Below are 2,144 nucleotides of genomic sequence, written 5' to 3'. Positions count from 1 at the left end.
CCTCTTGGGGTGCGGGCCCCAGCTCGCTGCATTTCAGGGCGCGTGACGGGAAGACCCCACCGCATCACCCCAGAGTGATGTATTCCCCCGTCGATACGACTCGGCGCCCATCGACTCCGGCTCGTTCTCGCGATTCTCTGCGCCGTTCATTTTGCTGCGGAAATTCCTTGCTACGTGCCTACGTGTTCACATCGAGGAAAGGTTCCGCTTGAACCGCGCACGCACCGCCCGCACGACCCGTACCAACAACCGCTCCTGGGGTTCCGCCGCCCAGCGCTCGGGGGCTCCCCGGCGTTCCAAGGGCAACGATCGCCGAGGGACCGCGCCCCAGGGCGAGTTCGCGCTGCCGGTGACCGTCACACCCGCGCTGCCCGCCGTCGAGGCGTTCGCCGACCTCGAACTGCCGACGCCGTTGCTGGCCGCACTCGGTCATGAGGGCGTGACCGTACCGTTCCCCATCCAAGGGGCGACCCTTCCGAACTCTCTCGCCGGACGCGACGTGCTCGGCCGCGGCCGTACCGGGTCGGGCAAGACCCTCGCCTTCGGCCTGGCGGTGCTGGCTCGGACGGCGGGGCGGCGCGCCGAGCCGCGGCAGCCGCTGGCCCTGGTCCTCGTACCCACCCGCGAGCTGGCCCAGCAGGTCACCGACGCGCTCACTCCGTACGCCCGCTCCGTGAGGCTGCGGCTGGCCACCGTGGTCGGCGGGATGTCCATCGGCAGGCAGGCCGGTGCACTGCGCGCCGGCGCGGAGGTCGTCGTCGCGACGCCGGGGCGGCTCAAGGACCTCATCGGCCGCGGCGACTGCCGACTGGACGACGTCGCCATCACCGTCCTCGACGAGGCCGACCAGATGACCGACATGGGCTTCATGCCGCAGGTCACCGCCCTGCTCGACCAGGTGCGCCCCGAAGGGCAGCGCATGCTCTTCTCGGCCACCCTGGACCGCAACGTCGACCTGCTCGTCCGCCGCTACCTGACCGACCCGGTGGTCCACTCCGTCGACCCGTCCGCGGGTGCGGTCACCACGATGGAACACCACGTACTCCACGTGCGCGAAGCGGACAAGTACCGCACGACCACCGAGATCGCGGCACGGGACGGCCGGGTGATCATGTTCCTGGACACCAAGCACGCCGTGGACCGGCTCACCAAGCACCTGCTGAACAGCGGCGTCCGCGCCGCGGCCCTGCACGGCGGCAAGTCCCAGCCGCAGCGCACGCGGACCCTCGCCCAGTTCAAGACCGGGCACGTGAGCGTGCTGGTGGCGACCAACGTCGCGGCGCGCGGGATCCACGTCGACAACCTCGACCTGGTCGTCAACGTCGATCCGCCCACCGATCACAAGGACTACCTGCACCGCGGCGGCCGTACCGCCCGCGCCGGAGAGACCGGCAGCGTCGTCACCCTGGTGACCCCCGACCAGCGCCGCGGCATGAACCGGCTGATGACTGCGGCCGACATCACTCCCACGATCACCCCGGTACGTTCGGGTGAGGAGGAACTGAGCCGCATCACCGGGGCCCAGGCCCCTTCCGGTGTTCCCGTCGTCATCACCGCGCCCGTCGCGGAACGCCCCCGCCGCGCCGGGTCTTCCGCGGATCCCTCGTCCCGAGGCCGCCGCGGCCGCCCCGCCCAGGGTCGCGCGACCGGACGAGCGGGGCGGCGCAGGACGCAGCGGCCCGCCTTCGACTCGGCTGCCTAGAGACATCGATCAGCAGCTCACCCGTCTACGAGGAGGCAGCTTTGACACCGGTCCGGACACAGCGGCGACAGGCGGTTCTCTCCCCCATGAGCGCAGTCGACGACATGGACGCGGCCGGGCCCCGGGTCCGGGACGACATGACCATCGAGGTCGCCCTGTCGGTCATGGCCAGTGCCCGTGTCGAGTACCTCCTCCTGTGCGACGGGGACGACCAGTGCACGGGCTCGATCACCCGGGCCGAACTCGCCGTCCACCGGGGCAGTTCCACGTACACGGACCGGCTCCGTCTACGGGACGTCCTCGACGGACCGTTCACCTGGCCCGTCGCCGTCGGGGAGCACGGCCGGGCCCCGGGCGTCCTCGCCCTCTCCCGCTGATACGCCTCGCCTCCCTGGACGTTTGAGGACGGGCGGCACACCGCCATCTGGACCCCTGTGAGGGC

2 protein-coding genes are annotated in these 2,144 nt (G+C 71.1%); both read left to right on the top strand.

Features of this window, described 5'->3' with window-relative positions:
- Window positions 1-208: 208 nt before the first annotated feature.
- Window positions 209-1,702, top strand: a complete 1,494-nt coding sequence (locus ACFTZL_RS44265) for a DEAD/DEAH box helicase (protein ID WP_382596128.1) — start codon at window positions 209-211, stop codon at window positions 1,700-1,702.
- A gap of 86 nt (window positions 1,703-1,788) precedes the next feature.
- Window positions 1,789-2,079 carry a hypothetical protein gene (locus tag ACFTZL_RS44260; protein ID WP_382596125.1) on the top strand — a complete coding sequence of 97 codons (291 nt, stop codon included), beginning with the start codon at window positions 1,789-1,791 and terminating at the stop codon, window positions 2,077-2,079.
- The last annotated feature ends 65 nt before the right edge of the window (window positions 2,080-2,144 follow it).

It is taken from the genome of Streptomyces sp. NPDC056948 (genome assembly GCF_042674225.1).
In the GTDB taxonomy this organism is placed as follows: Bacteria; Actinomycetota; Actinomycetes; order Streptomycetales; family Streptomycetaceae; genus Streptomyces; species Streptomyces purpurascens.
Note: the sequence above shows the minus strand (reverse complement) of the source record. Positions and strands in the feature narration are given on the sequence as shown.

Bases quoted from the DNA above. Each gene is read 5' to 3' on its own strand.
- ACFTZL_RS44260 (WP_382596125.1), top strand. From the start codon at position 1,789: ATGAGCGCAGTCGACGACATGGACGCGGCCGGGCCCCGGGTCCGGGAC.